This window comes from Pseudomonas sp. 3-2, from assembly GCF_019710535.1.
In the GTDB taxonomy this organism is placed as follows: Bacteria; Pseudomonadota; Gammaproteobacteria; order Pseudomonadales; family Pseudomonadaceae; genus Aquipseudomonas; species Aquipseudomonas pharyngis.
This window is the reverse complement of record NZ_CP081200.1, coordinates 1401177-1421823: the sequence shown is the minus strand read 5'-3', so window position 1 is coordinate 1421823 and position 20647 is coordinate 1401177. Positions and strand designations below refer to the sequence as shown.

Here is a 20647-nt window from a genome sequence, read left to right as displayed (position 1 = left end):
ACAGGCGCCCGCGAACTCACCCAACAGTAGCGCCAAATTCCATTTCCTGCGCCGCCGACCCAAGGATTTCCATGGATTACTTCATCATTGTCGTCACCACCGCCGCCGGTCTGTACTTCCATTGGTGGCTGTATGTACGGATCAAACGCTGGATGGATCGCGATCTGGCATTGTCACTGGCCGGCAAGGATGAAGGCAAACGCGCGTTCATGCTCGAACGGCTGGAGCAGGCTCAGGCGCAGAAGATCAAGCGCCGGGACCTGCCGAAGTGGCTCGAAGCCGCTGCGGCAGGCTATCCCGCTCGGTAGACTGCTCAGGGTGCCAGACGTTCAAGAATCCAATCGGCGCCCTGCACACGGTAGTTGAGGCGATCGTGCAGACGGCTCGCGCGGCCCTGCCAGAACTCGATGCGCTCGGGGAGCAGGCGGTAACCGCCCCAGTGTTCCGGGCAGTGAGGCTGAGTGTCGGTGAAGCGTTGCTCGGTCGCCTTGAGCAAGTCTTCCAGTTCACCCCGGCCGTTGATCACCCGGCTCTGCGGTGAGGCCCAGGCGCCGAGTCGGCTGCCCAGCGGCCGCACCTGATAATACGCGTCGGACTCTTCAGGCGAGACCTTCAGCACCCGCCCTTCAATCCGCACCTGGCGCTCGAGGGTCGGCCAGAAGAACGTCATGGCAGCGAACGGGTTCGCCGCCAGATGCTGGCCCTTGGCGCTTTCGTAGTTGGTGAAGAAGGTGAAGCCCTGCTCGTCCAGTCCCTTGAGCAGCAGAATGCGGCAATGCGGACGGCCGTCCGCATCCACCGTGGCCAGGGTCATCGCGTTGGCTTCCACTGGCGCCTGTTCGGTTTTCACCGCTTCGGCAAACCACTGGTGAAACAACGCAAAGGGCTCGGCCGGGGCTTGCGCCTCGGTCAGGCCGTCCCGGGTGTAATCACGACGCATATCTGCCAGAGACTGGGTCACGGCGCATTCCTTTTCGTTAGCGGATCACTTTTTGGTGGTATCGGTCGCAGCGACTTTCTTGTCGGTTGCAGAGGCTTTGGCGGGTGCGGTCTTTTTCGCCGGAGCCTTGGCCGGGGCCTTCTTCGCTGGAGCCTTGGCAGCAGCTTTCTTGGCCGGAGCCTTTTTGGTGGCCGGTACAGCGGCTTTCTTCGCAGCTGGCGCCGGGGTCACCGGTTTGGCGGCAGGCTTGACGTCCTGGGCAGCGACCATGGTCACTGGCTTCGGTGCCGGCATGTTGTACTTGCTCAGCAGCGCGACCATGGTGTTCTGCGGGGTCACCAGCAGTTCGACACGACGGTTCAGGGCGCGACCTTCAACGCTGTCGTTGGCGGCACGCGGTGCTTCGGAACCCATGCCGCGCAGCATCAGGCGATCACGCTGCAGACCGCTGAGGCGGAAGATCGCCGCCACGGCCTGGGCGCGTTCCTGGCTCAGCTTGATGTTGGCCGGAGCGGCACCGGTCGTGTCACTGTGACCCAGCACCAGCACGGCGGTTTTCGGGTCGGCTTCAAGGATTTTCGCGACGCGAGTGAACGGGCCGAGAGTCACTGGCAGCAGCATGGCCGGGCGATCCGGGTTGAACGAGCCTTCCACCGGCGCGGTCACGACCAGCACGTTTTCACGGCGCTCGAGTTGCAGATTGCTGTCCTTGATCGCGGTGCGCAGGCGCGGTTCGTAGTCATCCAGCCAGGCTTGAGTGACTTTCGGATCGGGCATCGGCACGACTTTGGCCGTGTCCTGCTCCTTGCCGCCGAACGGCCACCACCATTTGCCGCCCTTGTCGGCTTCAGCCTTGGCGACTTCGACCGGTTTGGCCTCGGGTTTGGCCTCAGCTTTCACTTCAGGCTTGGCCGCCGAGTCGTCGGAGCCAAACGGCCAGTACCAGGGACTGCTGCTCTCGGCCTTGGCCACAGGCGCGGTGGCGGCCGGTTTCAACGGCGCAGGCGTCGGAGCCGGTTCCTTGGCTGCGACTTTGTCGGAAGAACCGAACGGCCACCAGCTGCCGCCATCGGCGTCGTTCTTCGGAGTCTGTGCACAACCGGTCATTGCGAAACACAGGGCCAGGGCGAGAGTTTGTTTGGACGACATTGGAAACCCACAAAAATAATTAGTGAACAATCAGAGGACTTTCGCCCGGATAAACAGACGCTTTGAAACGAAATTCGCCATGAGGTTCCGGCCCTGGAACCTCGGACGACGCTTTACAGACAAGTGGCAAGTACCCGCGCCAGCTTCTGCGCGCGCGGATCCATCAGGACATACGGCCCAAGGGTATTTGTCACAAATCCGAAGGCCACATCGTGCTCCGGATCAGCAAAACCGATGGAACCACCCGCACCCGGATGCCCGAATGCACGCGGGCCGAGGCCGTAGGTGGCATTCGGCACGTCGGGTTGATCAAGCATGCAACCGAGACCGAACCGGGTGCGGGTCAGCAAGGTCTTGTCCTCGCCGAGGCTGTGTTCGCGGGTCAGTTCGTCAAGCATTTCGCTTTCCAGCAGGCTGCCGTCGAGCAGACCGGCGTAGAACCCGGCCAGACTGCGCGCATTGCCGTGGCCGTTGGCCGCCGGTTGCTGCATGCGGCGCCATTCCGGCTTGTTGGTGCTGGTGAGCACGGACGGCGGATTGGTGAAGGCCCGGGTGGTCATCGCCGTCGGCTCGCGCATGGTCACTTGCAGCAGGCGCTGGGCGGCGGCGTCGCCGGTGTTGCCCTTGCCACGGGCAATGTGCGCCACGCGATGGAATTCTTCGTCGGCCAGACCGACATGAAAATCCAGCCCCAGCGGTTTCGCGACCCGCGCCACGATCGATTCCCCCGGCCCACGACCGTCGGCGCGCCGCAGCAATTCGCCGATCAGCCAGCCGTAGGTGATCGCGGCATAACCGTGACCGGTGCCCGGCGTCCACCACGGTGCTTCGGCCGCGAGGGCGTCGACCATGGTCTGCCAGTCGTACAGTGCTTCCGGCGCGAGCAATTCGCGCAGGGCCGGTAGACCGGCCTGATGGCAAAGCAGTTGGCGCAGGGTGACGGATTCCTTGCCGGCGGCGGCGAATTCCGGCCAGTAACGGGCGACCGGCGCATCGAGCTGCAACTTGCCTTCGGCGACCAGTTGCAGCGCGGTGACGGCGGTGAAGGTCTTGGTGCAGGAGAACAGGTTGGCGATGGTGTCGCTGTGCCAGGCTTCGGCGCCGTCCTTGTCGGCGGTACCGGACCAGAGGTCGAGGACGGTTTCCCCGCCGACCCGGATGCACAACGCGGCGCCGCGTTCCTGGGGATCGTCGAACAGTGCAGCGAAGGCTTCGCGCACCGCTTCGAATTGAAGCTCGTAATGTCCCTGAATCTGCACCCGCAACTCCCCCGCGAAAACGCTCTACAAAGTGGCCCGCATTGTTCCAGCCCGTGAGGCTTTTGGGAACCGCTGCGGGCCGGGCGGTCTTCAGGTTTCGTAATGCTCAGTGACCGTTGCCGGAATGCCCGCCGGTGTGGCCTGCGCCCTGCCCCGGGCCTTTGCCGGCGTCAGCCTTGCGGCCGCCTTCGGCTTCGTGGCCGGCCTTGACCGCTGCGGCAGCCGCTTTCTGCGCGTCTTTGCTCAACTGATCGACGGTGGCCAGGTTGCTCTTGCGCACGGCTTCGACAAAACCCTGGAACGGCAGATCGGTGACGCCAACCAGACCGAAGTGGCCGTTCTCGCCATCGAGCAGGCGCCCGGTCACCGGTTGGTCCAGATACTGGAACCAGTGCACGCCGACAATCGACGGTTCGCTCAGCGCCTGTTTGAGGAAGTTGGCATAGGCAGGGCCGCGATCTTCTTCCTTGCTCAACGGGGTCACGCCGCCCCAGAACGGGCCACGGTCGGTGGAGCCGAAGTTGAATTCGGTGATCAGCACCGGTTTGTCGAGGTTGCGCAGCGCTGCGAAGTCATAACCGTCCTGCGGTTGCAGGGTGTACATGTTGAAGCTCAGCACGTCGCAATACTGGGCGCAGGACGCCACGGCTTCCGGGGTGCTGGTGGCGAAACGGCCGCCGAGCAGCAACTGGTTCGGCGCGTGCCATTTCAGCGAGTCGGAAATGGTCTTGAAGTAGGTGTCGGCGAAGACCTTCTGGAAGTATTTGAAGTCGGCCTCGATTTCCGGATGCTCCGGGTTCGGCAGCGGCGCCTCGAAACCCGGGTCTTCCATCAATTCCCATGCCGGCAGATCAATGCCCCAGGCCTTCGACAGCCCCGCCTGATTGCGGTACTTGTCGCGCAACTGCTTGAGGAACGCGCGTTTGGCCGGAACGTCGGTGGTCATTTTCAAGGTGCCGTAGGCCAGCGCGTAACGGGATTTCGGATCATCGCCGGGGCCGGCCCAGGCCAGTTCGTTGTCGGCGAAGTAGCCGATCAGCCACGGATCATCGCGATGATCGCGGGCGGCAATCGCCACGGCGCGTTCGGTGGCCATGGCGAAGCGCGGATCGAACGGGTCAGGCATGCCGCCCCACCAGTCGGTGCCGGTGCTGATGCTGGTGTAATCGCCGACGATCGACAGCGGCAAGGTGTACGGCATGCGCTCGGCGTCGCCAAGGACAGGGGCGCTCCAGTTACCGACAGTGTTGAAGCCCCAGGCTTGCAGACGATCAAGGGTGTGGCTGGCCCACTTTTGCTCGTCGACCGTGTTTTTGCAGGGTGCCGAGACGCTTTGCCCGCTGGTGGCTGCCGACTCGGCAACCCCGGATTTCGGCTGTTCGGAGGCGGCTACCGGCGCACTGGCGTTGGTCGCCGCTTCTTCAGCGGCCCCGGCCCTGGCGGCTTCGGCCACTCCGGCCTTGTTGCCGCTGTCCGGAGTGCAGGGCTCGCCATACAAGCGCTGAAGGTTGGCGCCGTAGAAGTCGTACCAACGCCCGAAGTTGTAGCCACGACCCTGATCGGCGCCGTTGCCGCCACGGTTATCACCTTCGCCGAAGTGGCTGGCCAGCGGCTCTCCTGGTTTGGGCAGGGATTCGAACATGTATTCGCGACCGGCCACGTAGGTCTGGTTGACCTCCGGGCTGACGGTGTTCACGCCCAGGGAATAGAACGGATGCCCCTCGGGCGTCACCAGATACCAGCGGCCGTCACGCTTTTCGGTGCGGAAGAAACCGCTGGCCTTGAACGCCGGGCCTTTGCTCCAGCCGCCGAACTTGTCCAGCGAGGATTTTTCGCGCTCGGCCAGCCAGGTGTTCAGTTGTTGCTGTTCTTTGGCGGCGGCGGATTTCAGTTGTTCGTCGTTGGCAACTTTCTCCGGCCATTTGCCGCGAGTCGACTGGCCATAAGCATCCACCAGATGGCCATAGGCGGACTTGATCACCTCGCCTTCGTCCTGCACGCCAAAGCGCTCGAGCAAGAGACTTTGCGCGGCTTTCGGCTGGTCCATCGACAGGCTGACCGATACCACCTGGCTGCGATCCAGCTCACCGCTGCTGCTCGCCAGCAGGATGCGCTGCCCGTCGATCGTCATCGGCATCACCGGCCCGGCCTTCATCCCCTGGCTCAGTGGCGAGGTCGCGGTCAACGGCACCAGCAAGGTCTGCGCCGGGCCGGCCGGCAGGTCGACGCGGCTGACCAGGGTCTTGCCGTCGTTGCTCTGGATTTGCACGTAGACGGTCACCGCCCAGTTCATCGCGCTCTGGATGCGCAGGCTCATCATGCCGGACTGCGACCAGTCCCAGGCACCGGTCTGCGGGGACAGACGCAAGGTCGGGCGAGCCGTCGGGTTGAACGTCACCCGGCGCAGCACTTCACCCTCGGGAGTCTGCTCGGCGTTGGCTTGCGGCAGGTCGGCGTTTTCGGTCGCCACTTTCACCACATCGGCGGGGCGGACAAAGTTGAACAGGGTCTGCTGGCCGGCAGGTGCCGCGAATAAAGGCGCAGCGAAAACCAGGGCAAAAACGGCAGGCAACGAACGACGAATCATGAGAACGGAATTCTCCCTAACGACCCGCAAGGGCCAATGGAAAAGCAGTGACAGAGAGATAGACAGCGCGGCGGGCAAAACTGCCCACCGATGTCTCAGGATATTTCACGACGGAAAGGAGGCAACGCATTGAGGATCGCCTTGCCGTAGCGCTGGGTGACCAGCCGCCGATCCAGCAAGGTGATGGTGCCGCGGTCTTCTTCGGTGCGCAGCAGACGGCCGCAGGCCTGGACCAGCTTCAGCGAGGCGTCGGGTACCGAGATTTCCATGAACGGATTGCCGCCCCGGGCTTCGATCCATTCCGACAGTGCGGCTTCGACCGGATCGTCCGGCACCGAGAACGGGATCTTGGCGATCACCACGTGTTCGCAGTAGGCGCCCGGCAAGTCCACGCCTTCGGCAAAACTGGCGAGACCGAACAGCACGCTGGAATCGCCGCCATCGACCCGCGCCTTGTGCTTATTCAGGGTTTCCTGTTTCGACAGGTTGCCTTGAATGAACACTTGCTTGCGCCAGTCGCGGTCGAGGCCGTCGAACACGTCCTGCATCTGCTTGCGCGACGAAAACAGTACCAGACTGCCGCGCGAGCCTTCGACCAGTTCCGGCAGATCACGGATGATCGCGGCGGTGTGGGCGGCGGCATCGCGTGGGTCGGCCTTCAGGTCCGGCACCCGCAACACACCGGCATCGGCGTGATGGAACGGGCTCGGCACCACGGCGGTGACGGCTTTCTTCGGCAGGCCGGCGCGCATGCGGAAGCGGTCGAACGTGCCAAGTGCGGTCAAGGTCGCCGAAGTCACCAGACAGCCGTAGGCCACGTTCCACAGGCTGCGGCGCAGGGTTTCGGCGGCAAGGATCGGGCTGGCGTTGACCTCGATGTCGAACAGCGAACCGCTTTCGGCCAGGGTCAGCCAGCGGGCCATCGGCGGATTGTCTTCCGGGTCTTCGGCGGTGAACGCGGTCCACAGCTCCCAGTTACCGGAAGCACGGGACAACAGGCTACCGAACAGCGGATACCACTCTTCAGCCTGATTGCTGGCGATGCCGATGTTGACTTCGCCGTCCATGCCTTCCTTGAGCAGATCCGTCAGGCGGGTGAACAGGTCGTTGAGGCGGGCGAAGCCTTTTTTCAGCTCGATGCCCATCTCGCGCATGTACTCGGGAATCACCCCACCGATGAAGCGGTGACGCGGACGTTCGCGGCCTTCGACATCTTCACCGGGCTTGAAGTCGGCGATCTGTTCGCAGGCGGTGAACATGAACTGCTGCTGGGTCTTGATCTCCCGCGCCAGCTCCGGCACCTGCTCGATCAGTTTGCCGAGGTCACCCGGCAGCGGGTGCTGAGCCAGCAGTTTGGTGAGGTTCTTGGCGGTGGTTTCCAGCCAGTCGGCGGTGGAACGCAGGCGCGTGTAATGGGCAAAGTGGCCGATGGCCTTGTCCGGCAGGTGGTGGCCTTCGTCGAATACATAAATGGTGTCGCGCGGATCGGGCAACACGGCCCCGCCGCCCAGTGCGAGGTCGGCCAGCACCATATCGTGGTTGGTGACGATCACGTCGACCTTGCCCATGCCTTCGCGCGCCTTGTAGAAGGCGCACTGGCCGAAGTTCGGGCAGTGACGGTTGGTGCACTGGCTGTGATCGGTGGTCAGGCGCGCCCAGTCGGCGTCTTCCAGCGCGTTGGGCCAGCTGTCGCGGTCGCCGTCCCATTTATTGCCGGCGAGCTTCTCGATCATGCTGGTGAACAGCTTCTGGCTGGCCTCGTCGACCTCGATCTTGAAGCCTTCTTCCTCGAACAGCTGGGCGGTGGCGGTCTGTGCGTGGCCTTCCTGCAACAGCATGTCGAGCTTGGACAGGCACATGTAGCGGCCACGGCCCTTGGCCAGGGCGAAGCTGAAGTTCAGCCCGCTGTTGCGCATCAGGTCGGGCAAATCCTTGTAGACGATCTGCTCTTGCAGGGCGACGGTGGCGGTGGCGATCACCAGGCGCTTGCCAGCCAGTTTGGCGGTCGGGATCGCGGCCAGGCTGTAGGCGACGGTCTTGCCGGTACCGGTGCCGGCTTCCACCGCGACAATCGCGGGGTCGCCACTGCGCCGGCCTTCTTCGTCGGTGTCGATATCCCCGAGGACCTTGGCGACTTCAGCGATCATCAGGCGTTGGCCGTAACGCGGCTTGAGGCTCTTGGCCTCTAGAAAACGCGAGTAGGCGCCCTGGATCGTGGTTTTGAGTTCAGTGCTGATCATTGAGTGTCGGGCGCAAAAAACGCTGGATAAATTTTCAGTGGTTCGGATGGGGGGCTATCATACCCCGCGAATCAATCCTGCGCAGATCGGAGTACCCCAATGACACCTTTTAGCCTCGTTTACCCCATCCATGTACTGGCCGCGCTGGTGTGGGTCGGCGGTATGTTTTTCGCCTGGATGGTGCTGCGCCCTGCGGCGATGAAGGCCCTGGACGGTCCCGGGCGCCTGACGCTCTGGGTGGAAGTGTTTCAAGGTTTTTTTCGTTGGGTGTGGGGGGCGGTGATTCTGCTGCCGGTGACCGGGGTGGGCATGTTGCATCTGCAACACATCGCCTTCGACAACGCGCCGCGTTATGTGCAGGTGATGATGGGGTTGTATGTGGTGATGACCGCGCTGTTCATCCGGATTCAAGCATTGATGCTGCCTGAATTGCGCACGGCGGTGCAGGCGAAGGACTGGCCGGCGGGCGCGGCGGTGCTGGGGCGGATTCGCAAGGTGGTGGGGTTCAACCTGTTGGTCGGGGTGGTGCTGGTGGCGGTGGCTGCTGCACGCCCCTCGTTCTGACAAGCGCGTTTTACCTGATCGCTCCCACGCTCTGCGTGGGAATGCAGCCCGTGACGCTCCGCGTCACTGGACGCGGAGCGTCCCTAGAGGCATTCCCACGCAGAGCGTGGGAACGATCAACGTAGAGGGTGGGAGCAATCGATTACAGGCGCTGTACGGTCACAGCCCCCGCCGCACCCGCTGGCCCCGGCTGCCCGTCAGCCCCCGGCTTGCCGCTCTTGCCGCCGTCGGCGCGATACACCAGGCAGCCCTTGGACTTGCCACCCGCCCCCGGTTTGCCGCCAGGACCGGCCGGCCCACCGGCACCGCCGGCGACTTCGACCTTGATCAGCTCGGCCGGAAACTCGCGCGGTACTTCAAGTCGCACCAGCGCGCCCGGTGCACCCGGCTGACCATCGCTGCCGTTGCTGCCATCAAAACCGTGTCCCGCCTGACCCCAGGTGCAACCCGGCTCCTGACCGTTGGCGCCATCAAGCCCGACAAATCCCGGCGCACCGGTGCCACCACGGGCATCGACCACCAGTTTCGGCGCGTTCAACGCCTTGAACTGCAGATTCAGATTGCGCCCGGCGCGGGCAGCTTTTTCGTAGGTGCCCGGTGCGCCACGGGCGGTGATCTGGCTGCCTTCGGCGAGTTCGGCGCGGCTGACTTTCATCTCCAGCGCCTGTTCGCTCGGAACGATGGCGATACGCGCTTCGTGGCCCAGTTGCAGTTCACCGACACTCAGCTCGGTCACGTTCGAGGGAATCAGCAAGGTGCCGTAGTCGGCGACCACCAGTTTTTCCAACTGCAAAGTGCTGGCAGTGTTCGGCAGACGCATCAGCGAGTTGGTTTCGACGCTGACCACCTGGGCGCAGGCCAATGGACTGATGAATGCAGCGAGCAGGCAGAGTTTACGCATGGGAAGCCTCCGGAGCGGCCGGGGCCGGGATGGTTTGCAGGTGGAAGACGCCGAACAGCAGGATGCGGCCACGATCACGCCAGGGGTGCGGACGACCCTTGAGGCTGCGGTTGCACAGCAGCACTTCGAGCACGTGGATCGCCAGCAGCAGAGCGCCGGCCAGATTGACCAGCAGGTGCAGCGGATGAACAAACGGCACCAGCTGATTGGCCAGCACCACGCAGCAGAACAGCAGGGTCAACAATCGCCCCAGCCCACAGAACACCTTCATACGCTCCCCCGTGTTGCGAATTATTCTTTGGGCGCACAGTAACGGCTTCTGCAGGGGATAAGCCAGAGGGAAAAATGAAAAAAACCGATCCACCGCCGGATGGCTGCCGGTTCGACGAGGATCGTCGACCGACAGCTCTAGCCTGCGGACTACAGACACATGCTAGCGATTGATGTGCAGTTCCACCCGACGGTTCTGCGCACGCCCCTCGTCCGTGTTGTTATCGGCGACCGGTTCACTCTCGCCGCGCCCTTCACTGGTGAGTTTGTTCGGCGCCAGGCCCTGACTCAGCAAATACTCCGCCACGCTGCTGGCGCGACGTTCCGAAAGCGCCTGGTTGTAGGCATCCGAACCCTTGCTGTCGGTGTGGCCGATGACCTTGATGCTCACCACATCGGCATTGCGCAGTTTGTCCATCAACGTGTCGAGCTGGCTTTTTGCGGCCGGTTTCAAATCCGACTTGTCGAAGTCGAACAGCACGTTGCCGGCATCGTTGAGGGTGATGACTTCGGTTTGCGGGGCCGGTTCGGCCGGTTTCTCGGTGACCGGATATTGCGGCAGCGGACAGCCACGGTGGTCGACCGGGGTGTTGGCCGGGGTATCGGGGCAACGGTCGCGGCGATCGAACACGCCGTCGTCGTCTTCATCGCCATCCTGGGCATAGCAGATCAATCCGCCGGTGAGGATCCCCAGCGCAGCGCCTCCGCCGGCCCAACCGCTGCTTTCGAGCGCGCCGAGACCGCCGCCGACCAGTCCGCCAATAAGGCTGCAGATCGGCCAGGTACGTTGATTGAGGGGAGCGGTGCCATCGCTGTGGGTGGCGCAACCGGTCAACAGGCTGCCCAGCAGCAGAACCGGCAAGACGGACCTTGTAAGAACACTCATCGTTAAAGCTCCTGTGTCACCGGCCCATACCGGTTACACAGGAGTAAAGACCCGCATCCGCGACTGCACAAGCCGCGGACGCGAGGGGGCTAGCGGTTGATTTTGATTTCGGTACGACGGTTCAGCGCGCGACCGTCGGCAGTTTTGTTGTCTGCCACCGGCTGGCTTTCACCGGCACCGGTCACCGACACGAAGCTGCTTTGCGGTACGCCGCTTTCAACCAGGTACTTGACCACCGAGTGCGCGCGGCGATCCGACAGTTTCTGGTTGTAGGCATCGCTGCCGACGCTGTCGGTGTGACCGGTCACGGTCAGTTGTGCCGTGCTGGATTCCTGTTTCAGGCGCGAAGCGACCTTATCCAGGACCAGTTTGTCGGACGGGGTCAGCGTGGCCTTGTCGAACTGGAAGTGCACATCGCGGATGACAATGGTTTCTTCCTTGACAACCACAGCTTCTTCGACCACTGGTGCAGGGGCTGGTGGAGGGCAGCCGTCGGCATCGACCTGTACGCCTTTAGGCGTGCCCGGGCACTTGTCGCGACTGTCCGGCACACCATCGCCGTCTTCATCGCCGTCACCGTGAACCCAGCAATAGGCCGCTGCCGTACCGCCGACGAGTAACGCGCCATACCCCGCCCATGCGGAGCTTTCGGTCGCACCGAGCCCCGCACCGACGACACCACCGACTGCCGCACAGGTCGGCCAGTCGGTTTTCTGCAAACCTGCGCAACCAGTCAACACACTGGTTAGCAGAACCAAGGGTAATGCTGTCCGAACTATGCTCATCTAGTTTTCTCCTGAGGGATCGGCTTAGAACCGATTCAGGGAGTAAAGACCGGAGTTTTAATCTCCGCCAGCAATAGGCCATTGCTGTTTGTGCGCCTGTTCACGGGACTTCGACGAATTTGCCGCAAACCCTCAGGACAGAGATCTAGGCCTTGGCGCCCGGGCAGGCTAGTCTTGGCGCTCTGATTGAGGAGCTTCGATGAACGTCGCCATTTCTTCCCGCACGCCGCAGCAGGCATTGGCCGCCCTGCTCGACCGCTACGCCCCGGCACGTCTGCTGCTGATCGGCGCCAGCGAGTTCCCGGCGCTGGCTGCCTTCAAGGAAGCGCACCCGGACACCTGCGTCGCGCACGCCGCGCCCGGTGCGTTACCGGCGGAACTTGCGGCGCGGCGTTTCGACCTGGCGCTGGTGGTCGATTGCCTGGAACATTTGCCCAAGCGCGACGGCCTGAATCTGTTGGGCGGGATCCGCAACCTCAACGCCAGCCGCATCGCGGTGCTGGCGGATCTGCCGGCCAGCGGCTGGCAGGAAACCGACTTTTATTCCCTGGCCCTGCAAGCCAGCGAACGCTTCGCCCGCGACGAACAGGTGCTGACCCTGTTCACCTACGATCTGCTTGACTACAAACAAGTCCCCGACTGGCTCAACTCACGGTTCTGGGCCAATCCGGAAAACTTCGGGAAATACTGGTGGTAATGCAATGAGTACAGCCATTTGCCCTTGCGGCAGCGGCAACCTGCTGGATGCCTGCTGCGGTCACTATCACGCCGGCCACCCGGCCCCGTGCGCCGAAGCCCTGATGCGCTCGCGCTACAGCGCCTACGTGCTGGGCCTGATCGATTATCTGGTGGCCACCACCCTGCCCGCCCAGCAAGCGGGGCTGGATCGCCAGTCGATCAGCAACTGGAGCGCCCAGAGCACCTGGCTCGGTCTGGACGTGGAAAGTTCGGAAGTGCTCGGCGGCCAGCCGGAGCACGCGTTCGTCACCTTCACCGCGCGCTGGCATGACGGTCAGGGCGAACACAGCCACCGCGAGCGCTCGTCGTTCGTGCAGAACAGCGGGCGCTGGTACTTCATCGACCCGACCGTGCAACTGAAGCTGGGCCGCAACGACGCCTGCCCGTGCGCCAGTGGCCAGAAGTTCAAGAAATGCTGTGCGGGGTATTTCGGCAGCTGAGGCTAGACTGGGCAGCAAAGGGAGTTAAACCATGCTCGGTCATTGGCGCACATTCCAGGCTTTCTCACTGCTCGTGTTTCTGGGGCTCGGCGGCTGCGCGTCATGGTTTACCGACGACGCCCGCGACCCCGCCGTGCACCTGGTGAAAGTCGAAGTGGTGCGCGCCAAGTTGCTGGAACAGAAATTCATCCTGCACTTTCGCATCGACAACCCCAATGACAGTGACCTGACCGTGCGCGGCCTGGAATACCGCATACACCTGGCCGACATGCTGCTGGCCGAAGGCGAGCACGAACACTGGATCACGGTGACCCCCAAAAGCAGCGCGTTTTACAAGGTGCCAATCCGTACCAACCTGTGGCCGAAGGTGAAAGAGGTGGTGAAAATGCTGAAAAACCCGAACCAGCAGATTCCCTATCGACTGGAAGGCGAGATGGAAACCGGTTTATTCATCGCTCACTACGTGCACCTGGCGCGCAATGGCGTGATAATCCCCGCCGATTTGATTACGGAGTGACCCCGATGACCCAGCAACCTCATGTCCATGGCCCTGACTGCAACCACGATCATGACCATCACCACCATGATCACGACCATGGCCATGTCCACGGCCCGAACTGCGGCCACGCCCACCAGGAACCGGTGCGCAACGCCCTGAAAGACGTTGGCCGCAACGACCCTTGCCCTTGCGGCAACGGCAAGAAATTCAAGAAGTGCCACGGCGCTTGATGTTTCAGGCAATTATCTTCTTCGCCTGAGATACCGACTTCGCGAGCAAGCCCGCTCCCACATTTGATTGCATTCCGTCAGAAGGAATACGGTCGAATGTGGGAGCGGGCTTGCTCGCGAAGGGGCCGGCCCATTCACCGGAAGCTTTTTCAGCCTGCCGCCAGAATGTGCCCGGTGCCGACCACCGTCGCATACTCCCCGTGCAGATTCCCCAGCGACATCGCATGCACCTCTTGCGCCGAACGCAAAGTGCCGAAATAGTCGGCCTTGTCGAAGGTAAAGCAGGCATCCTCCGCCACCCACGCTTCGAACCCCAGATTGCCCGCCGTGCGCGCCGTGGATTCCACCGAGTTGTTTGTCGCCACGCCGACAATGATCAACTGCCCGATCCCCGCCTCACGCAACTTCGCCTCAAGCCCGGTCGCACAAAACGCATCCGGCACCTGCTTCTGGATCAGCCATTCGCCGTCCTGCGGCAGAAACCTTTCCTGAAAATCCACGCCTGACTGCTCGGGCCAGAACACCGAATCCGGCGAGCGCGACAGGTGCTGCACGTGGATCACCGGCCGTCCGCTGCGCCGCCAAAAACTCAGCAGCTCAAGAATCCGCTCCTCGGCCGACGGATTATTCCGCCGCCCCAGACGCGGCTGCAGAATGCCTTTTTGCTGGTCGATGATGATCAGTGCAGCGTTGGCCTTGAGCGCCATGGCGATTTTTCTCACGCGGGGTCATTGAATTTCCCGTACTTGAGCATCACCTCCTGGGATTAAGCAAGCTATCGAACGCACACAGGACAACCTGAAGCCGGCGTTTGCTGTCCGCACGTAAGCCATTTTCCTGATTTGGAGCTTTCCATGATCGACCTGTATTACTGGACCACGCCCAACGGCCACAAGATTTCCCTGTTCCTCGAAGAAGCGGGCCTGCGCTACGACGTGCATCCGATCAACATCAGCCAGGGCGAGCAGTTCCAGCCGCACTTTCTGAAAATCGCCCCGAACAACCGCATCCCGGCGATCGTCGATCATGAGCCGGCCGACGGTGGCGAGCCGTTGTCGCTGTTCGAATCCGGGGCGATCCTGCTGTACCTCGCGGAAAAGACCGGCAAGTTCCTGCCCAAGGACCTGCGTGGCCGCCAGGTGGCGCTGCAATGGCTGTTCTGGCAAATGGGCGGGCTGGGGCCGATGGCCGGGCAGAACCATCATTTCAGCCAGTTCGCCCCGGAAAAAATCCCCTACGCGATCAAGCGCTACATCGATGAAACCGCCCGCCTGTACGGGGTGCTGGACAAGCAACTGGCCAACAACGAGTTCGTGGCCGGCAGTGAATACAGCATCGCCGACATGGCGATCTACCCGTGGATCGTCTCCCACAAATGGCAGAGCCAGAATCTGGAAGACTTCCCGAATGTGCAGCGCTGGTTCAACCACATCAAGGATCGCCCGGCGACCGTGAAGGCCTACGCGCTGGTGCAGAAGATCAATCCGCCGAAGGCTTGAGTCACCCGGCCTGATCGTTCCTGTGCACGGGAACGATCAACGGGAAGAAATAACCGCTCGCCCCGCTTGCGCGGCCCCCTCCTGCTCACTAACGTAGCGGCTTTATTGCGCCCCCAGCCTCTACACCCCCGCAGGAGCTTTGCCATGGCCTCGCCAGCCCTTTCACATTTTCTTCCCCGGTTCGGCGTTGCCGCAGCAGTGGCCGGTGTTCTGAGCCTGACCGGTTGTCAGACCTGGAACGCCCAGGACACCCTCCCGCCGACCTCCGGTGTGCAGCCGCTCAAGGGCCTGGCGCAGAACGTTTCGGTACGCCGCAATGCCATGGGCATGCCGCTGATCGAAAGCAACAGCTTCCACGACGCACTGTTCGCCCTCGGCTACGTTCACGCCAGCGACCGGATCAATCAGATGGTCACCCTGCGCCTGCTGGCTCAGGGCCGTCTGGCGGAAATGTCCGGTTCGTCGATGCTCGACGCCGACCGCTACATGCGCGCCGTCAACCTGAAGAAAAGCGCCGGCGAGCTGTACAAGGCTTCGTCGCCACGGCTCAAGCGCTTCTTCGAAGTCTATGCCCGGGGCGTCAACGCCTACCTGTTCCGCTACGCCGACAAACTGCCGGGGGATCTGGCTTCCAGCGGCTACAAGCCTGAATACTGGAAACCCGAAGATTCGGCGCTGATCTTCTGCCTGCTGAACTTCAGCCAGTCGGCCAACCTGCCGGAAGAAATCGCTTCGCTGGTGCTGGCGCAGACCGTGACCAACGACAAACTCGCGTGGCTGACCCCGTCCGCTCCCGACGAAAACCTGCCGCTGGCCGAAGCCGACAAGCTGCAAGGCATCAAGCTCAACGGGCAGATTCCGGGGCTGACGGAGCTGAGCAACGCCAGCGAACAACTGGCCGCCATCAATCTGCTGGGCACTCAGTCGTCGAACAACTGGGCCATCGCCCCGCAACGCAGCCGCAGCGGTAAGAGCCTGTTGGCCAGCGACAGCCATGGCCCGCTGGCGGCGCCATCGCTGTGGAGTTTCGTGCAGATTCGCGCACCGAAATACCAGGCCGCTGGCGTGACCGTGGCCGGTCTGCCGATGGTGCTCGGCGGTTTCAACGGCAAGGTGGCGTGGAGCCTGACCAGCGTGCTCGGCGATAACCAGGACTTGTTCCTGGAAAAAATCCGTCGTCAGGGCAGCACGTTGTCCTACGAGGTCAACGGCAAGTGGCAACCGGTCGCCGTGCGCAACGAAACCTATTTCGTCAAAGGCCAGCGGCCGATTCGCGAAGCCGTGTACGAAACCCGCCATGGCGCGCTGCTCAACAGCACCCAGGCCGCTGCTCAGGGCGCAGGCTTTGGCCTGGCCTTGCAGACCCCGAGCTTTACCGATGACAAATCCCTCGATGCGTTTTTCGATCTGAGCCGCGCCCAGAACGTGGAACGCGCTTCGGACGCCAGCCGGGAAATCCGCGCCATAGCGCTGAACCTGGTGTTTGCTGACGCCAGCAACATTGGCTGGCAAGTTACCGGGCGCTTCCCCAACCGCCGCGAAGGTGAAGGCCTGCTGCCGTCGCCGGGCTGGGAAGGTCGCTACGACTGGGACGGTTACGCCGACCCGATGCTGCACCCGTACGATCAGGATCCGGCCCAGGGCTGGCTCGGCACCGCCAACCAGCGGGTCATTCCCCATGGCTACGGCATGCAACTGTCCAATTCCTGGGCAGCGCCGGAGCGTGGCGAGCGCCTGGCGGAACTGGCCGGCAGCGGCAAACATGACGGTCGCAGCGTGATCGCCATGCAGTACGACCAGACCACCACCTTCGCCGCCAAACTGAAGAAAATGTTCGAGGCACCGGGCATGGCGCAGCCGCTGAAACAGGCGATCGACGCACTGCCGGAAGCCGAGCGCAGCAAGGCGCGCGAAGCCTATACCCGCTTGATGGCGTTCGACGGCAAGCTCAGCCCGACTTCCGCCGATGCGGCGATCTACGAGCTGTTCCTGCAGGAAAGCATGAAGCAGATCTTCCTCGACGAACTCGGCCCGCAAGGCAGCCCGGCGTGGAAAGCCTTTGTCGCCAATGGCGATCTGTTCTACGCCGCCCAGGCCGATCACTTGCTGGGCCGCGAAGACAGTCCGTTCTGGGACGACGCCCGCACCCCGCAAAAAGAAGACAAACCGGCGATCCTCGCCCGCAGCCTGGCGGCAGCGATCAGCGCTGGCGACAGTCAGTTGGGCGGTGATCGCAGAGCCTGGCAGTGGGGCAAACTGCACCGCTACGAGTGGAAGAATGCCAGCGGCCAGACCGTTCGCGGCCCGATCGCGGGGGGCGGCGACCACACCACGCTCAACACCGCGGCGTTTGCCTGGGGCCAGGACTTCAACACCACCCGTGCGCCGTCGATGCGTTTCATCGTCGACTTCGGTCAGAGCGAGCCGTTGATGGGGCAGAACGGGACGGGGCAATCCGGGAATCCGGTCAGCCCGAACTACCTGAACGGCATCGATCCGTGGCTCAAAGGCCAGTACATTGGCTTGCCGATGCAGCCGCAGAACTTTGACCGGGTGTATGGCAAGACGCGGTTGACCCTGACTCCCGGCAAGTAATCCCCCCACAGTCTCGATCGTTCCCACGCTCTGCGTGGGAATGCAGCCCGTGACGCTCCGCGTCACTGGACGCAGAGCGTCCCTTGAGGCATTCCACGCAGAGCGTGGGAACGATCATGCGACAGTTCAGAAAATCAATAGAACTTCTGACTTCGCGCCAACCTCATAGCTAACAAGTCCCTCCATTCCGGTAATGCCATGGACCTTGTTATCGCCCGCCCCGAAGGCCTCTACTGCCCTGCCGGGGATTTCTACATCGACCCGTGGCGGCCCGTCGAGCGTTCGGTAATCACCCATGCCCACGGCGACCACGCCCGTGGCGGCAATCAGCATTACCTGGCCGCCAGCGCCGGCGAAGGGATTTTGCGTGCGCGTCTGGGCGCGGACATCAACTTGCAAACCCTCGACTACGGCCAGCGCCTGACCCACCACGGCGTCACCCTGAGCTTTCATCCCGCCGGTCATGTGCTCGGCTCGGCCCAGGTGCGGCTGGAATACGGCGGCGAAGTCTGGGTCGCGTCAGGCGATTACAAGATCGAACCCGATGGCACCTGCGCGCCGTTCGAACCGGTGCGCTGCCACACCTTCATTACCGAATCGACCTTCGGCCTGCCGATCTACCGCTGGCAGCCGCAGGCGCAGGTGTTCGCCGAAATCAATCAGTGGTGGCAGGCCAACATCGAGGCCGGCAAGGCCAGCGTGCTGTTCTGCTATTCGTTCGGCAAAGCCCAGCGGATTCTCCACGGCATCGACGAAACCCTCGGGCCGATCCTCAGCCACGGGGCGGTGGAGCCGCTGAACCGCGTGTACCGCGAGGCAGGCGTCTACCTGCCGCCGACGATCTACGCCGGCGAGGTGAAAAAGAACGACCCGATGATGCGCCAGGCGCTGGTTATCGCCCCGCCCTCGGCCGGCGGCAGCAGCTGGATGCGCCGTTTCGGCGAATACAGCGACAGCTTCGCCAGCGGCTGGATGCGCCTGCGCGGCACCCGTCGGCGGCGCGGGGTCGATCGCGGTTTCGTGCTTTCGGATCACGCCGACTGGCCCGGCCTGTTGTGGGCCATCGAACAGACCGGCGCCGAGCGGGTGATGGTCACCCACGGCTCGATTGGCGTACTGGTGCGGCATCTGCGCGAGCAAGGTCTGGACGCTCAGGGTTTCAACACCGAATACGGTGACGATGAAGAAGAGCTTTCCAGCGCCACGCCTGCGATGGCCGAGGTGCAACCGTGAAAGACTTCGCCGGGTTATACGCCGAACTCGACGCCACCACCTCGAGCAACGCCAAACTGGCGGCGATGCAAACCTACTTCGCCCAGGCGCAACCGCAAGATGCCGCCTGGGCCGTGTACTTTTTGTCCGGTGGGCGGCCACGGCAACTGGTTCCGGTGAGAGTTCTGCGCGAACTCGCTGTTGAAACGTCCGGGCTTGAGCCATGGCTGTTCGAGGAGAGCTATCAAGCGGTCGGCGATCTGGCGGAAACCATTTCGCTGGTGCTGCCGGAACACCCGCACACGTCGCAGGCCGGGCTCGCCGAATGGATCGAAGACAAACTGCTGCCCCTGCGCGGTGAAACCCCGGAATACCTCGCCCACCAATTGCCCGCTCTGTGGGCGCAACTGGATCGGCCGAGCCTGATGCTGTGCATCAAACTGATCACCGGCAGCTTCCGGGTCGGCGTGTCCAAATTGCTGGTGACCCGCGCCCTTGCCTCCATGGCCGGGCTCGACAGCAAACGCGTGGCGCAACGGCTGGTGGGTTACACCGACCTGTCCAACCGGCCGAACGCCGCTGCTTACCTGAAACTGATCGCCCCCGAATCCAGCGACGAGCACGCCCAGCGCGGCGGCCAGCCCTACCCGTTCTTCCTCGCCCATGCGCTGGCGCAACCGGTTGAAACCTTCGAGGCCCTGCTCGGGCCGCCGAGCAACTGGCAGGTGGAATGGAAGTGGGACGGCATTCGCGCACAGGTGGTCAAGCGTGACGGGAAACTGTGGGTCTGGTCGCGCGGCGAGGAGTTGGTCACCGAGCGTTTTCCCGAATTCGACACGCTGCTGCACGGTTTACCCGACGGCACGGTGATCGACGGCGAGATCGTAGTCTGGAAGAACAACCGCCCGGTCACCGAAGACGCGTTCGATCCGCAGTCGACAGAAGCCCCGGCGGTGCAACCCTTCGCACTGTTGCAACAACGGATCGGCCGCAAGTCACTGGACCGCAAAATCCTCGAAGACGCGCCGGTGGTGATACTCGCCTACGACCTGCTCGAATGGCAGGGCGAAGACTGGCGCAACCAGCCCCAGGTCAGGCGTCGCGAGCAACTGGAGCAGGTCATCGCCCGCTGCAACAACCCGGTGCTGCTGCCGTCGCCGACCCTGACCGGTGACGACTGGTTCGATCTCGCCCGCCAGCGTGAAGCCTCCCGGCGCCTGGGGGTCGAAGGCATGATGCTCAAGGCCCGGGACGCGATGTACGGCGTCGGCCGCACCAAGGACATGGGCGTGTGGTGGAAATGGAAGGTCGACCCGTTCAGCGTCGACGCGGTGCTGATCTACGCCCAGCGCGGACACGGTCGCCGCGCCAGCCTTTACAGTGATTACACCTTTGCGGTGTGGGACGGCCCGCCTGGTTCCAGTGCCCGGGCGCTGGTGCCCTTCGCCAAGGCCTATTCCGGGCTGACCGACGCGGAAATGCGCGAAGTCGACAGCATCGTGCGCAAGACCACAGTCGAAAAATTCGGCCCGGTCAGCAGCGTCAAGCCGAGTCTGGTGTTCGAACTGGGTTTCGAAGGCATCGCCCTCTCCCGCCGACACAAGAGCGGCATCGCCGTGCGCTTCCCGCGCATGTTGCGCTGGCGCCAGGACAAAACCGTGGACGAGGCCGACAGCCTGGCGACCTTGCAAGACCTGTTGGTCTGATCCCTTCCCCCACGCCTCCCCGATCGTTCCCACGTCGAAGCGTCGAACCGTCCGCGTGGGAATGCAGCCGGGACGCTCCGCGTCCCATCCAGCGCCGGACGCAGAGCGTCCGTTGAGGCATTCCCACGCAGAGCATGGGAACAATCA

General features: G+C 63.1%; 20 protein-coding genes. 10 read left to right on the top strand and 10 right to left on the bottom strand.

From position 1 onward, the window contains the following. The first annotated feature begins 71 nt into the window (after positions 1-71). Positions 72-308 (top strand): hypothetical protein, encoded by a 237-nt coding sequence (locus K3819_RS06370; protein WP_039771369.1) that lies wholly within the window; start codon positions 72-74, stop codon positions 306-308. Between the two features lie 5 nt (positions 309-313). Here K3819_RS06370 and pdxH read toward each other — a convergent pair whose 3' ends face one another. The 5 genes from pdxH to dinG form a co-directional block, all read right to left on the bottom strand. Continuing rightward, positions 314-961, bottom strand: coding sequence for a pyridoxamine 5'-phosphate oxidase (gene pdxH / locus K3819_RS06365; RefSeq protein ID WP_085647844.1), 648 nt, complete (start codon positions 959-961; stop codon positions 314-316). 24 nt (positions 962-985) lie between these two features. Further along, positions 986-2089 carry an OmpA family protein gene (locus K3819_RS06360; protein WP_221398856.1) on the bottom strand — a complete coding sequence of 368 codons (1104 nt, stop codon included), beginning with the start codon at positions 2087-2089 and terminating at the stop codon, positions 986-988. Positions 2090-2202: 113 nt separating this feature from the next. Then, positions 2203-3348 (bottom strand): EstA family serine hydrolase, encoded by a 1146-nt coding sequence (locus K3819_RS06355; protein WP_011332785.1) that lies wholly within the window; start codon positions 3346-3348, stop codon positions 2203-2205. A gap of 106 nt (positions 3349-3454) precedes the next feature. Beyond that, positions 3455-5935, bottom strand: a complete 2481-nt coding sequence (locus K3819_RS06350) for a beta-galactosidase (RefSeq protein WP_221398855.1) — start codon at positions 5933-5935, stop codon at positions 3455-3457. 95 nt (positions 5936-6030) lie between these two features. Further along, on the bottom strand, positions 6031-8175 hold the full coding sequence (gene dinG / locus K3819_RS06345) for an ATP-dependent DNA helicase DinG (protein ID WP_221398854.1): 2145 nt from the start codon (positions 8173-8175) through the stop codon (positions 6031-6033). Between the two features lie 99 nt (positions 8176-8274). Between dinG and K3819_RS06340 the strand changes: the two genes are divergently transcribed. Next, a complete protein-coding gene (locus K3819_RS06340; protein WP_064382929.1) occupies positions 8275-8739 on the top strand; it encodes a CopD family protein in 465 nt (154 codons plus the stop codon). A gap of 142 nt (positions 8740-8881) precedes the next feature. Here K3819_RS06340 and K3819_RS06335 read toward each other — a convergent pair whose 3' ends face one another. The 4 genes from K3819_RS06335 to K3819_RS06320 form a co-directional block, all read right to left on the bottom strand. Continuing rightward, the gene (locus K3819_RS06335) at positions 8882-9640 is read right to left on the bottom strand and encodes a collagen-like protein (RefSeq protein WP_221398853.1); all 759 of its coding nucleotides are present in this window, start codon (positions 9638-9640) and stop codon (positions 8882-8884) included. After that, positions 9633-9911, bottom strand: a complete 279-nt coding sequence (locus K3819_RS06330; RefSeq protein WP_085612355.1) for a DUF1145 domain-containing protein — start codon at positions 9909-9911, stop codon at positions 9633-9635. The genes K3819_RS06335 and K3819_RS06330 overlap by 8 nt, the downstream gene beginning before the upstream one ends. A 162-nt stretch (positions 9912-10073) precedes the next feature. Next, complete coding sequence (locus tag K3819_RS06325; protein ID WP_039771352.1) at positions 10074-10796, bottom strand: OmpA family protein; 723 nt, start codon at positions 10794-10796, stop codon at positions 10074-10076. Positions 10797-10885: 89 nt separating this feature from the next. Beyond that, positions 10886-11581: an OmpA family protein gene (locus tag K3819_RS06320; RefSeq protein ID WP_064593923.1), complete on the bottom strand. Its 696-nt coding sequence runs from the start codon at positions 11579-11581 to the stop codon at positions 10886-10888. A 199-nt stretch (positions 11582-11780) separates the two neighbouring features. On the opposite strand from K3819_RS06320, the gene K3819_RS06315 reads away from it, so the two are divergent. From K3819_RS06315 to K3819_RS06300, 4 genes are read left to right on the top strand one after another with little or no spacing between them, the layout of a single operon-like run. Further along, a complete protein-coding gene (locus tag K3819_RS06315; RefSeq protein ID WP_011332778.1) occupies positions 11781-12278 on the top strand; it encodes a DUF6231 family protein in 498 nt (165 codons plus the stop codon). A gap of 4 nt (positions 12279-12282) precedes the next feature. After that, positions 12283-12759, top strand: a complete 477-nt coding sequence (locus K3819_RS06310) for a YchJ family protein (protein WP_011332777.1) — start codon at positions 12283-12285, stop codon at positions 12757-12759. A 31-nt stretch (positions 12760-12790) separates the two neighbouring features. Then, positions 12791-13276, top strand: a complete 486-nt coding sequence (locus tag K3819_RS06305; protein ID WP_221398852.1) for an LEA type 2 family protein — start codon at positions 12791-12793, stop codon at positions 13274-13276. 5 nt (positions 13277-13281) lie between these two features. Further along, positions 13282-13488: an SEC-C metal-binding domain-containing protein gene (locus tag K3819_RS06300; protein ID WP_007955014.1), complete on the top strand. Its 207-nt coding sequence runs from the start codon at positions 13282-13284 to the stop codon at positions 13486-13488. Positions 13489-13637: 149 nt separating this feature from the next. On the opposite strand, the gene K3819_RS06295 is transcribed toward K3819_RS06300, so the two are convergent. Beyond that, entirely contained in the window at positions 13638-14195 is a 558-nt protein-coding gene (locus K3819_RS06295) for a cysteine hydrolase family protein (RefSeq protein ID WP_221399664.1), read from the bottom strand. A 147-nt stretch (positions 14196-14342) separates the two neighbouring features. Here K3819_RS06295 and K3819_RS06290 point away from each other — a divergent pair, with 147 nt between their 5' ends. From K3819_RS06290 to K3819_RS06275, 4 genes are all read left to right on the top strand, one after another. Further along, positions 14343-14987: a glutathione binding-like protein gene (locus tag K3819_RS06290; protein WP_064593916.1), complete on the top strand. Its 645-nt coding sequence runs from the start codon at positions 14343-14345 to the stop codon at positions 14985-14987. Between the two features lie 144 nt (positions 14988-15131). Beyond that, the gene (locus tag K3819_RS06285; RefSeq protein WP_221398851.1) at positions 15132-17582 is read left to right on the top strand and encodes a penicillin acylase family protein; all 2451 of its coding nucleotides are present in this window, start codon (positions 15132-15134) and stop codon (positions 17580-17582) included. Between the two features lie 198 nt (positions 17583-17780). After that, positions 17781-18815, top strand: coding sequence for a ligase-associated DNA damage response exonuclease (locus K3819_RS06280; protein ID WP_221398850.1), 1035 nt, complete (start codon positions 17781-17783; stop codon positions 18813-18815). Beyond that, entirely contained in the window at positions 18812-20500 is a 1689-nt protein-coding gene (locus tag K3819_RS06275) for an ATP-dependent DNA ligase (RefSeq protein WP_221398849.1), read from the top strand. Before K3819_RS06280 ends, K3819_RS06275 begins: the two co-directional genes overlap by 4 nt. Positions 20501-20647 lie beyond the last annotated feature (147 nt).